General features: G+C 42.4%; 10 protein-coding genes. 6 read left to right on the top strand and 4 right to left on the bottom strand.

Going from position 1 to position 11,824, the window contains the following annotated elements:
* Positions 1–66: 66 nt before the first annotated feature.
* On the top strand, positions 67–903 hold the full coding sequence (locus QPK24_RS22955; RefSeq protein WP_285749530.1) for a helix-turn-helix domain-containing protein: 837 nt from the start codon (positions 67–69) through the stop codon (positions 901–903).
* Between the two features lie 177 nt (positions 904–1,080).
* A complete protein-coding gene (rlmN, locus tag QPK24_RS22950) occupies positions 1,081–2,169 on the top strand; it encodes a dual-specificity RNA methyltransferase RlmN (protein ID WP_285745045.1) in 1,089 nt (362 codons plus the stop codon).
* A gap of 118 nt (positions 2,170–2,287) precedes the next feature.
* Here rlmN and QPK24_RS22945 read toward each other — a convergent pair whose 3' ends face one another.
* From QPK24_RS22945 to QPK24_RS22935, 3 genes are all read right to left on the bottom strand, one after another.
* Positions 2,288–3,790: a peptide MFS transporter gene (locus QPK24_RS22945; protein WP_285745043.1), complete on the bottom strand. Its 1,503-nt coding sequence runs from the start codon at positions 3,788–3,790 to the stop codon at positions 2,288–2,290.
* 476 nt (positions 3,791–4,266) lie between these two features.
* Positions 4,267–5,310, bottom strand: coding sequence for a FecCD family ABC transporter permease (locus QPK24_RS22940; protein ID WP_285745040.1), 1,044 nt, complete (start codon positions 5,308–5,310; stop codon positions 4,267–4,269).
* Positions 5,310–6,362, bottom strand: coding sequence for a FecCD family ABC transporter permease (locus tag QPK24_RS22935; protein ID WP_285745038.1), 1,053 nt, complete (start codon positions 6,360–6,362; stop codon positions 5,310–5,312). The genes QPK24_RS22940 and QPK24_RS22935 overlap by 1 nt, the downstream gene beginning before the upstream one ends.
* 189 nt (positions 6,363–6,551) lie before the next feature.
* Here QPK24_RS22935 and QPK24_RS22930 point away from each other — a divergent pair, with 189 nt between their 5' ends.
* Positions 6,552–7,352, top strand: a complete 801-nt coding sequence (locus QPK24_RS22930; RefSeq protein ID WP_285745036.1) for a hypothetical protein — start codon at positions 6,552–6,554, stop codon at positions 7,350–7,352.
* Positions 7,353–7,445: 93 nt separating this feature from the next.
* Here QPK24_RS22930 and QPK24_RS22925 read toward each other — a convergent pair whose 3' ends face one another.
* Entirely contained in the window at positions 7,446–8,348 is a 903-nt protein-coding gene (locus tag QPK24_RS22925) for an ArsR/SmtB family transcription factor (protein ID WP_285745034.1), read from the bottom strand.
* A 253-nt stretch (positions 8,349–8,601) separates the two neighbouring features.
* On the opposite strand from QPK24_RS22925, the gene QPK24_RS22920 reads away from it, so the two are divergent.
* The 3 genes from QPK24_RS22920 to QPK24_RS22910 all read left to right on the top strand — a co-directional run bounded on the left by QPK24_RS22920 (position 8,602) and on the right by QPK24_RS22910 (position 11,756).
* Positions 8,602–9,831: an extracellular solute-binding protein gene (locus QPK24_RS22920; protein ID WP_285749528.1), complete on the top strand. Its 1,230-nt coding sequence runs from the start codon at positions 8,602–8,604 to the stop codon at positions 9,829–9,831.
* A gap of 81 nt (positions 9,832–9,912) precedes the next feature.
* Entirely contained in the window at positions 9,913–10,791 is an 879-nt protein-coding gene (locus QPK24_RS22915; protein WP_285745033.1) for a carbohydrate ABC transporter permease, read from the top strand.
* 56 nt (positions 10,792–10,847) lie between these two features.
* Positions 10,848–11,756, top strand: a complete 909-nt coding sequence (locus tag QPK24_RS22910) for a carbohydrate ABC transporter permease (RefSeq protein ID WP_285745031.1) — start codon at positions 10,848–10,850, stop codon at positions 11,754–11,756.
* The last annotated feature ends 68 nt before the right edge of the window (positions 11,757–11,824 follow it).

Genomic DNA, 11,824 nt, shown 5'->3' with positions numbered 1-11,824 from the left:
AACTCTGTCTTATGATATTGATAATCATTATCAATAATAAGGCGGTGATGATATTTCGTGGCTGAGATGACAACTTCAACAGCAGGCAAGGTACAAGGCAAGCAACTCTTGGATAGCTCTGTTGTTAAGCTGAAAGAAGTTCTTAAAGTAAGTGCAAGTAACAAGTGGAGTACTTCTGATATAAATCCTCATTCTTCTCATCTGCTGATGGTTGCTGAGGGACAGGGGTGTTTAAGAGGGAGGAATTGTTCTCTTCCCGTTGATGGTACCTGCATCTATTCGTGTATGAATGAGGAGAAGCTGATGATGGAGTGTATAGGAAGCAACAAAGTGAACCTTACCATAATTAGCTATGATGTATATCAGCAAGTCCACCCGAATCAGCATCTTCTTCGATCAGAGGTACCGCCTGTGGGACACTTACTGGATCTATCGAATCATGAGGTCAACTGGTTTACCGGTATATGTAATTCAATTTATGGTCACTGGCACAGCGGGGAAGCACTCGGGAGATATCGCAGTCAGCTTCTTTTTCAGGAGGCTCTATACTGGATCGCGAAAAGCAGGGATCAGACCCGGGCAGACACTGATTCTGCACTACAGTTCACCAAAGATTACATTGATCAGCATTACACAGAAAACTTGCCGCTAGACAAACTTTGCCGAATGGCAGGACTCAGTTTGAAATACTACAGCGAGCTGTTCAAAAAGCATTACGCAGTCAGTGTAACAGAATACATAGCCGCCGTCCGTATGGAGCACGCCAAACGGCTTATGATGGACCCTGAGCTGAAGCTGAGGGAGATTGCACATCTTGTTGGATATCCGGATGAGTTTTATTTTAGCCGCAAGTTTAAAAAGTTGATGGGAACTTCCCCTTCTGCCTATCGGGCGAGTCATTAATTCAGGTCTTCTTTTGCTATTTTGTCCGTGTTATTCGTGATTAGACCTTGTTTAAACCTGAAAAGTTTGGGACAATAATAAACGGACTTAGGAAGATAAGTATCGTATTTTTGTATATGAGACGCAAAGGTTTGAATAGATTTTATTTTAAAGTTTTGAAAAGAGGGCCGTTTTGTCATGAAGAAACCATCCATTTATGGATTAACTCAGGAACATATGGGAGCTTGGCTGGAAGAACGCGGCCATAAGAAATCTCGGGCATCCCACGTATGGGAGTGGCTGTACCGAAGACGAGTGAAAGATTTTGCGGAGATGACGGAAGTGAACAAGAGCTGTGTTCAGCTGTTATCTGAGCATTTTGTAATAGAGACATTAACGGAGCATACAAGGCAGGAATCGGCAGACGGAACGATTAAATTCCTTTTTCGTCTGGCAGACGGCAATCTCATTGAGACAGTGCTGATGCGTCATAAATTTGGACTTTCTGTTTGTGTAACAACGCAGGTAGGCTGTAATATCGGCTGCAGCTTCTGTGCGAGTGGTCTGCTTAAGAAAAGCCGTGACCTCTCTGCCGGAGAGATTGTAGAGCAGATTATGAAAGTTCAGTTCCATCTGGACCAAGCGGGTAAAGGTGAGCGGGTGAGTCATATCGTGGTGATGGGTATCGGTGAACCATTTGATAACTATGACAATATATCTGATTTTATCCGTGTGGTGAAGGATCATAAGGGACTGGCTATCGGAGCAAGACATATTACGGTATCGACTAGCGGACTAGCGGATAAAATTAAAGAATTCGCTGACTCGGACCTGAACGTGAATCTTGCTGTGTCACTGCATGCACCGAATAATGAGCTTCGTACCCGGATTATGAAGATTAATAAAGCGATTCCGATTGAGAAACTGATGGAAGCTATCGAATATTATTGGGATACTACAAATCGGCGGATTACGATTGAATATATCCTCCTGCAAGGGGTGAATGATAAGCCGGAGCATGCACTTGAGCTTGCAGAACTGCTGAAAAAACGACGGAATTTAGCGATTGTCAACCTGATTCCATATAATCCGGTAGACGAGCATAGTCAGTATCAGCGGAGTGAGAAAGACTCCATTACTGCCTTCTATGATGTGCTGAAGAAGCAGAACATTAGCGTTAGTGTGAGACTTGAACATGGTGCAGATATCGATGCAGCTTGCGGCCAGCTTCGGAGTAAGCAAATTCGTAAAGATCAAGGCGGCAGTTTAGAGAAAGTATCATCTTAATTGAGATCAAGCTGCTATAGCAGTGAATTCAATACCAGATAGTAGGTACAATAAAAAACCTCTGTATCCAAGATGAACGAAAGATTCATCAAGGAACAGAGGTTTTTTACGTTCTATTTTATTTAATCCCCTTCATGTAGGATTGAATTTTAGGTGCAATGATAAACAGGATAATACCGAGGACGATGGACGCTCCGCCGATCACTCCGAAGTAAACCATTTCTGTTTCTTCTGAATACAGAGGTGCGATAAGCGCGTTAATCGCTTGTGCTGCTGCATTCGTCAGGAACCAGAGACTCATTGTTTGTGCAGAGAACGCTGCAGGTGCAAGTTTTGTAGTTGCAGAAAGACCAACCGGCGACAAGCAAAGCTCACCAAGCACGACAATGAAGTAACTCAGTACCAGCCACAGCGGGCTTACCAGGCTGTTTTCTCCTCCGAAGTAAGAAGGTAGAAGAATAACCAAGAAAGATAGACCTGCAAACAGCAGACCAAAGGCAAACTTTCTAGGAACAGACGGCTGACGACCGCCAAGTTTCACCCAGAGTCCAGCAAAAACAGGTGCAAGCAAGATAACGAATAGTGGATTTAGAGACTGGAAGAAAGCCGGCTTAATACTAAACCCGAAGATTTCCAGTTGTGTTCTCGTATCTGCATAGCTGGCAAGAATCGTGGAACCTTGCTCTTGAATTGCCCAGAACATAACAGCTGCTATGAACAATGGAATGTAAGCAACTAGATTCGAGCGCTCCACAGCAGTTGTTTTTGGACTGCGGAACATAACAATAAAGTAACTAACCGGAATCAGTATTCCGAGGAATGCGATAATATTTACAAATAACGGGAATGTAAGGGTTCCAGTTTGAATACCAATAAGAACAAGAATAGCAATGACTACAAAACCTACTGCTACTGTAGTAAAGATCTTTTTCTTCTCATGTGGAGCAAGCGGGTTATTTACAACCGTACCAGCAAGTCCAAGATTTTTCTTCTTCGAAACAACGAAAACAATCAAACCGATCAACATACCAATAGCTGCTAAGCTAAAGCCAAGATGGAAGTTGTTTGATCCGTTATCCATTGCAACCGATCCTACTACAAGCGGTGCCAAGAATCCGCCAAGGTTAATTCCCATGTAGAAAATACTGAAACCAGCATCACGGCGGTTATCTTCAGGGCTGTAAATATCCCCGACTACGCTGGATACGTTCGGTTTAAGTAAGCCTGTCCCAAGGACAATGAGAACCATGGAAGCAAAGAATAAAGAAACACTGCCGGGAATAGCAAGTGCGATGTGTCCGAGCATGATGAGAACACCGCCATAGAATACGGCTTTTGATGTTCCGAAGACACGGTCTGCTAACCAACCGCCGATGATCCCTGACATGTAGACAAGGGAACCGTAGATTGACATGATCGATAGAGCGAGCGACTGATCAAGACCAAGACCGCCTTGTGAAACTTCGTAATACATATAGTAAACGAGGATTGCTCGCATTCCGTAGTACGAGAAACGTTCCCAGAACTCAGTAAAGAAGAGGGTGAACAATCCTTTAGGGTGTCCAAAAAATCCTTTCTGGGGGACACTGTCTACAATTTCTTTTTTCGTGATGTCTGCCATTACATAACCTCCCTGATTTGATAGATATAATAACCTTATATGTTTTGGACTGTCAAAAGATATGGGACATGTAAATTCAGGAACTCCATATTTCTTTTAACAACCTATATATAATTCACAAATTCACTCCGTTTATTTATACCCACTATCCTTCTCTTTTAACAAAAAATGATAAAGAAAAGAGGACACCACACTGACACGCTAATCTGATAAAGTGTTTAGACACACGTTAATAGGTGATGGGTAGAAAATAAAAAGGTTAGATACGGCATAAAATATCATAGGCCTGATTTCCGACTCAGTGAAAAATGTCACACTTAATCATGATAGATCTGTGACAGATATAAAGGTTATTGAAATGGAATTGTATCATCTCTTGCGCAAGCTGAACAGACAAGATATGGAATCTAATAGAGGACGAAAAAAAAGCTGCCAAGCATAGGCTTGGCAGCTTCATTCCACTCGATCTGACCTGCTTACATTTTTGACTTGGACAACAAATAAAGGAAGTAGGGAGCACCGATAATAGCCACCATAATTCCGGCATGTATTTCCGTAGCAGGAAATACCAATCGGCCAAGCGTATCTGCCATGAGCAGCAGCAGGGCGCCGCCGAGTGCGGATGCAGGCAGCAACATTCGGTGCCCTGGACCCACAAGACGGCGTGCAAGATGGGGAGCAATCAGACCAACGAATCCAATTCCGCCCGTAAAGGCAACACAGGCAGCAGCTAATCCTACCGCAATGAGCAGCAAATATAGCCGTTCACGATTGAGATTTACTCCAAGCGAGGAGGCAATGTTCTCATCCAGTGATAGAGCATCAAGCTTTCGCGACTTCAAAAAGGCGAAGACGATAAGCAGCAACACCCAAGGCAGGAGAGTAAGTACCTGCTTCCAGGTCGATCCCCATATGCTTCCGGCAAGCCAGCTGGCTACCATATCGTACTTATTCGGATTAAGTCTGAGCATAAGGACAATCATTAGGCCATTCACAGCTGCAGTAACTGCAATTCCCGTCAGCACCATTCGATTGGGATTCAGCCCATCCTTTTTGCTGTAAGAGAGTACATAAATAATAGCTGCAACCATTAGACCGCCAGCTAGGGCGAGAAAAGGCAGTAGCAGCGTAGGGGCTTTCGCCGTGCTGCTGTAGAAAGACAGGTAGAGCACAACGATGAGCCCCGAACCTGAAGTGATTCCCAGGATACCCGGGTCCGCAAGCGCATTTCTCGATACCCCTTGCAGAATGCAGCCTGATACAGCAAGCCCAGCACCTACGAGCATGGATATTACAATGCGAGGCAGTCGAAATTCGAACAAAATAAGGTTTTGCCGAGAGGTACCTTTGCCAAAGAGTGTATTTAGTACTTCTGCAGGGGCCAGCTTCGAAAAACCAGTGTTCATACTAAGGAAGATGAAAGCAATCATGAGGACAGCAAAAGTAATCATGACTGCCCACTGGCGTTTACGACGTTTCTCTGTACTTTGCTGCATTTGTTCAGCAAGTGATTTTTTCATTAGAGACCCCTCCCTGATTTACGTGAGATATACAGGAAAAAGGGAACACCGACAAGCGCAAAAAGGGCGCTGATGGGTGTTTCGTAAGGGGGATTAATCATCCTCGCACCAATATCAGCAAGAAGCATCAAGAGGCTTCCGACAACGGCTGAGCAAGGAATAATATAACGATAATCCACCCCAACGATGTAACGGACAAGGTGAGGAACAACAAGTCCAACAAAGCCAATCGGTCCGGCAACCGACACAGCTGCACCAGCCAGGACGAGCACAATGATACCGCCAATGATTTTAATTAGGCCCGTTTTTTGTCCAAGACCGGATGCCACTTCATCACCCAGACTAATCAGCGTAATCGACCTTGAGACCAGCATGGCGGCAATCAGTGCAAAGGAGATCCATGGAAGAATGGATAACACCTGAGGCATTTTAATGCCTGCGACACCCCCTGCGACCCAATAAGCAAGATCTTGGCTCAGCCTAAAGTGAATCGCAATCCCTTGGCTCAGCGCAGTTAGCAGCGCAGAGACTGCAGCACCTGCAAGCACGAGCCGAATCGGAGTGACTCTCGCTTTACCTAGAGAACTTGTACCATATACAAGCGCGGTTGCGATAAAGGCACCAACAAAGGCGAAGATCATCGTACCGTTATAGGACATTTCTGGGAAGAAGGCCAGTGCGACGGCAATCATGAAAATTGCACCTGAATTAATACCAAGAAGACCTGAATCAGCAAGCGGGTTTCTCGTCATCCCTTGCATGACTGCACCGGCGACTGCAAAGGCTGCGCCAATGAGTACATCAGCGATCGAACGCGGAATTCTGAGCTCATGAATAATGGTGTGCTGGGTTACGTCTGGATTGAAGTTAACAAGGGATTCATAAACCGTAGAAAGCTGAATATCCGCTGCACCCACAGCAATCGATATACCCATGAATAGAATGACAGCAATCAGACCTATAGTGAGAGTCAAAAAAGCTCTGACAGGTCTGGCATGTATTTTTAATTTTGAAGAATTATGATCTTTTGAGACTGAATTATTCAATTTCATGACTCCTATTTCAGCAGTGGTGGTGATAACTATTATCACTCAAGAGTAGAATGACAGGCAGTTACAATATGTTGTAATTGGCCAAAAGGAGACCAAAGCCTAGTCTACTATATCATAACACCCGAACTTTTTATAATCATCGGAGCATATAATATCAGGTGGATCAAGAGAGGGAAAAGGGGGGACCGTATGCCATCTATTACGACAGGAAATCTGATAAATATACCGATTCAAGGGGATAGGCCATACGTTCAAGTCATTGTCAAAGTCATTAATAATAATACCTCTTCTGGGCTTTGTTACTTGAAGGGTCTCGTGAATAACGGGAGCCAGCAAGCTCCTTTTGCAGAAGATCTTTTTTTCTTGGATACAGAGGAAATAATCACCCGCACATATGACGTGGGATATGACCATTTTCAGATTAATGCCATTTACTCGACCCTAGGGTTAGAAATCGCCTTATACGGAGTTGATGCAGGGGGACTCTATACTCCAATAGACATGGAGGAGGTAAATATCAGTAGAGTCACTTCTGAGATTAGATCTGTCAATTCTATTACACAAGTTGATAATTATGCTGTCATAAGTTTTAGGAAAAACCTTTCCTTTACGAATCCATATGGCGTAGCCGCTTCTGTCTATGTAGAAGGGTTAGATATTCTAACAAGGAACCCTGCTAGATATACCTTGATCCAAGGAGGGAACATCGACGGGAATTTTATTCAGTATCCTACGCCGACTACGCAGATTCCTGCAGAAGAAACCGCGTTAGAAGTAAATACAACGTGCTCGGTCGTTACGAATGGACGAGTTGTTACCCAAGGGACCCTGACAGGCATAGCCGGAGCATTTACCAAAACCTCCGTTAATCTAATGGAAGAGGGTGTGATGTGCTATCTAGAAGATGGAACGAATCTCACCCTCGTCATAGATTCACTGATGGAAGATATTGATGTAGTCGTTACACTTCGCATGCTAGAGCAATGGTGACAGAAAAAGAGAAGAGAATATCACTTATATTACGGACATCCGAGGAATGGATGTTCTTTGTCTTGGATGACTTTCTTCTGAGGGTAAGGTCAATTATAGATAATATAGTTTAAATACGATATCTTGATCATGATTCCCAAATTTCTTGCCAAATAGAGTTGCTCCGCCAATATGCTTCGCATCTTCTTTTACTTCAATACGGAAGGTCCAACGACTGCAGGTGGTATCTAAATCTTTCACCGAAACCGTTGAGATCGGATCCCCGTCAATATAGGTGCCATGGCTTGTAATACGAATGGTTTTTAACAAACCATACTGGTTAATATTATGCGGCCACCACTTCGGTGTGAATTTCCCTCTTGCATCTCCAAAATCCCCTGGACTTGTCCATGTTCCGAGCTCTAATCCATTGAGAGAGAAAGTGATGTCAGAAGGCCATACATCGTTGGAGAAAGGGAATTCGGAGGCAATCTCTAAGCTGATTTCGAATTGTTGAAGTTCTTCTTCTTTTTTTAGAAAATTAGCGATATTGTACTGAACAAACCCCTGAGTAAACCATAATATCTCCGCATCTACCCGCTTTGAATCCATGAAATACTTTGGTTCATCCACTCTTCCTATAAACTCTTTATCCGTAGCAAGACCACAGGTTGGTTTCAGATCGAAATCGTTATAGTGACCGATCGGAACAGAGGTCTCATAAGAGGCAAAAGAATGAAAGATCTTTTTGGGAAAATTAATTTCAATGTGATCGACTCTAAGAGTGGAGATTTTTTGAAGACCAGACTTTCCGGGGACCTTTTCTGTCTTAATAATCCCGGCATCCTCCAGCTTCTTGATATGTTTAGTAACAATCGGACTGCTAATTTGCAGCTCTTCTGCTAGATCTTTGATGTTCATTTTATTCTTTGAAAGTAACTGAATGATTCTAATTCGCACTTCACTTGCCAAGGCTTCGTAAACAACGAGCGAGGACTTATCGATTTCCAGCTGCATGTTATCCACTTCTTTCCCAAATAATTAATCTTGACATTTATTAACCAGTACCAAAGTAACACGAAAGGTAACCAAAGTAAATAATGATACTGTATACATCCGTTTGATTAACGTTTTTGTTAACTTTACTTTAAAATAAAGAATTAAATTTACATAAAAGTTATTGACACCGCTTTCAGTATAGATGTATGATGATTGCGAATTGTAATATTTTTCAATATACAGAAAACGGGAGGAAAACGTCTTGAAAAAAATGCGGGGTCTTACATCTTTACTTCTTGCTGTTGTGCTAATTACAGTTTTGTCCGGTTGTGGTGGGAATGATAAAAACACAATTGTATTTTGGACGCCACTAACGGGTGACGATGGTGCTTACATGGATCAGCTCGTTAAGGATTACAATGCGACTAATCCTGAAATAAAGGTTAAGCATGTAATTACGTCAGATATGTATACGAAGAACTCTACCGTACTAAACTCCGGTAAAGGGGTTCCCGATCTATCTATTATCCATGCTGACCGTGTTCCAGGGTATGTTAAACAAGGTGCTTTAGAAGATATGACAAATGTGATGGCTGCTGAGCCTGAACTTAAACAAGAAAATTATCTTCCTCAAGCCTGGTCAACAGGAACGATTGATGGCACTCAGTATACAGTTCCTTTGGACATTCATAGTGTGGTTATGTATTACAACAAAGATTTGCTTAAGAAATACGATGCTGAATCTTTCCTTGATGATGACGTCGTAACTATTGATGAGATGCTTTCCTTGCAAGGTAAATTGGATGATGGTGACTTTGTAGTAAATGATGCCTTGCTCGGCTGGGTTATCCTATCTCAAATTCAGAATCTCGGCGGAGACATCCAAGAAGATGGTAAACCTGCAGTGAATACACCTGTTATGAAAAAAGCTTTTGAAGAAGTGAAGAGAATTGCGGACGCTGGCTTGATGACACCTTATGGTGAAGACGGCTACCTGATGTTCCAATCTGGTAACGTTCTATTCTCTACAGATGGAACTTGGAGTTCCACAGCTCATGCTGGTGTTGAGGGATTGAACTTTGGTGTAACAAATGTGTACTCTCCAACTAAAGATAAATTCACAAACAGATCTTCTTCTCACTTGTTCGCTATGCTGAAAAACGATGAGAGAACAGATGAGAAAGAAGCGGGAATTGCGAAATTCCTTGAATTTATCCGTGAGAATTCCCTTGAATGGGCAAAAGCTGGACAAAACGTAGCAAGTAAGCAAGTTAACGAAAGCCCTGAGTACCAAGAATATATGCAGTCCTTCTTTACTTCTAATGAGAAAGAGATTGAATCTTTGTACATCTACACATATGAATACTATGCATACGTTGCTGAAGCGGTAGATACTTATGCACTTGAGCTGGCTCGCGGTAATGTGGACATTGATGAAACACTAAAAACAATGCAAAAATTTGTAGAAGATAAAATTGCAGAAGGTACAGGCGGACAGTAAGGGCTAGAACTGAATAGATTGTATAAAGTAATGTGCCATCCATTGGCACATTACTTTATTCAGAAGGAGAAATGATTTCCTATGAAAAAGAAAATTAACTGGGCTCCCGCTTTCTTTGTAGGCCCTCATATTATATTATTCGCTATCTTTATACTGCTTCCAACGATCTATGGTATTTATGCATCATTCACAAAATGGAACTTAATGAATGAACCAGTTTGGGTAGGTTTAGATAACTATAAAACGATTCTGTTTAACCAAGATTCTACGTTTCATACTCAGTTTTTTAATGGGATGAAAAACACCTTTATTTTTGTGGGCATCAGTGTCCCTCTTCTCATCATCATTCCTTTGATGATCGCGGTTGCCTTAGAGCATAAACAAGTAAAAATGAAAAACCTGATCCAGTCCATAATTTACATTCCGGGACTTATTTCTATATCAGCAGCAGCTCTGATCTGGCTACTGATCTTTAATAAACAGCTCGGTATTACGGGGAACTTATTTGGTTCCGATGTTGCATGGCCTGCTACTCAGCCTTATGCCTGGATTATTATCTTCGTGATTACAGTCTGGGGCGGTGTTGGCGGTAATATGATTATCTACCGCGCTTCCATCAGTGGAGTATCGCAAGATTTGTATGAATCTGCAGAACTTGATGGGGCAGGACCTGTCCGGAGATTTGCCAGCATTACCTTGCCTTCCATCCGTTTCCCGTTAATCTATACTTTCGTTATGACTACCGGGGGTGCCTTTAACGTATTTGGACAGCCGTTAATGATGACAGACGGCGGACCGCGCCAAAGCACCCATGTGCTCATGATGTATATCCGTCAGTTGGCGTTTGGTAACGGAGAATCCATTGCCGGTATGGCATCTGCTATGGCAGTACTGCTCGGACTCGTTATCTTAGTAATCTCGGCCCTGCAATATTATGTGATGAACAGAAACGCTGCTTAAGTTCATAGAGAATAATATTTTGCTTACAATGGAAATGGAAAGGTAGATGGACCGCTATGTCAAATCCGTTAGTGAATCAGATTGATCAGCCCTTGAAAAGGAATACTCGAGGGAAAAAGAAACCTTCCGATAATAGCGTATCTAAATACGCAGCTTATACTTTCTTAATATTACTTTGCCTGATTTGGATCATCCCTGTCGTCTTCGGGATTTCCACATCTTTTAGATCTCAAACTGAAGTCGTATCTTCCGGTTTTAGATTGTTGCCTAAAGATTGGACGATTGACAATTATATTGCAACTTTAACGAATACGTCTACAGCCCCTATTCTACGGTGGCTATGGAACTCCCTGTTTATCGCAACGACACATACACTGCTCGTTGTTGTCATTATTTCATTAACAGGTTACGGGTATTCCCGTATGAAATTTAAAGGAAGAGATACTTTATTTTTTACACTACTTGGGATTTCTTTCTTTCCAGGTGTCGTCAATCTTATTCCTTCTTACAAAATTATTGATGCATTCGGTTGGGTAAATACAGCTTGGGCTATGATTATTCCTGGTTTAGCAGGGATGGGGAATATATTCCTCGTGAGACAGTTCATGAATGGACTTCCCAAAGATCTAGACGAATCGGCTCGTGTCGATGGGGCATCTGATTTTAGAATCTATTTATCTATTATCGTTCCACTGGTTAAACCCATCTTAATTGTGTGCGCGCTCTTCTCTTTCACCGGATCATGGAATGACTTCCTCTGGCCGGTTATCGTGTATACGGATGTTGAGAAAATGCCGGTTACAGCAGGACTTCTTTTATTACAAGATATTTATGGAAACTACCGTATGATCGGACAATTGATGGGATCTGCCATTCTTGCTATTATCCCTACTTTGCTACTGTTCTTATTTGCACAGAAGTATTTTGTTCAATCCATTAACCTGAATTCCGGTATTAAAGGTTAGTTTACCGCATTAGAAAACAAGGCAATTCCTCCCGCATAAATAACAAAGAAAACCAGTCCCTCGCGATG

Source organism: Paenibacillus polygoni (assembly GCF_030263935.1).
GTDB lineage: Bacteria > Bacillota > Bacilli > Paenibacillales > Paenibacillaceae > Paenibacillus > Paenibacillus polygoni.
This window is presented reverse-complemented; position numbering and strand designations above follow the sequence as displayed.